At 44.8% G+C, this 992-nt stretch carries 1 protein-coding gene; it reads right to left on the bottom strand.

Annotation, left to right across the window (positions count from 1 at the left end; all coding sequences use genetic code 11):
* Positions 1 to 992: M1 family aminopeptidase (locus A3766_RS05140; protein ID WP_304440928.1), on the bottom strand; the 992-nt coding region annotated here is incomplete at both ends.

Raw genomic sequence — 992 nt, 5'->3', positions numbered from 1 at the left:
GCGAACAACCTCTGCCCCTTTTTCATAAACCGTCAGGGTATAGAAGTTTGAAATTTCCATATAGGAAGCCGGACGAACCGGGTGTGACATCGGGCCTGCATCTTCAGCAAACTGTGCGGTTCGCAGAACATTTACATCCTCGATACGTTTAACCACGGAGGAATTCATATCGGCAGAAAATGCTGAATCCCTAAATACGGTAAACCCTTCTTTCAGGCTTAGCTGGAACCAATCTCTGCAAGTAACTCTATTGCCAGACCAGTTGTGAAAATACTCATGTGCAACAATCGCCTCAATGCGCTGATAACCCGCATCTGTTGTTGCATCGGGCTTTGCCAAAACACAGGATGAATTGAAGATATTCAGACCTTTATTCTCCATGGCGCCCATATTAAAATCGTCCACCGCGACAATCATAAATATATCCAGGTCGTACTCTCGCCCGTAGACTTCTTCATCCCAGCGCATCGACCTTTTTAAACAATCTAGTGCGTAATCGCACTTATCTGCATTCTTATGATCAACAAAGATCTTCAGGGCCACCTGACGTCCAGACATGGTTTTGAAGGAGTCTTCATGGCAATGTAAATCACCTGCCACCAAAGCAAACAAGTAACAAGGCTTTGGATGAGGGTCGTGCCAAGTAACAAAATGACGATTATCTTCCAAGTTTCCCGACTCAATAGCATTACCATTGGAAAGCAGGTTCGGGTAAAGCGCTTTATCAGCTTCGATGCGCGTCGTAAATACCGTTAGTACGTCAGGACGATCCATGTAATAGGTAATTCGTCTGAAACCCTCGGCTTCACACTGGGTACAAAACATTGACGAAGACTTGTACAAGCCTTCCAACCGCTTGTTATCTTGCGGCTTAATCCAGGTTTCACACTGCAACTCAAATTTCGCGGGTACAGATTCTACCGTTAGAGATTCGTCATCTAGAAGGTATTCACTCTCTTCCAGCTCACGGTCATCTAACTTTATACTTTTCA

This window comes from Oleiphilus sp. HI0132 (assembly GCF_001635845.1).
Note: the sequence above shows the minus strand (reverse complement) of the source record. Positions and strands in the feature narration are given on the sequence as shown.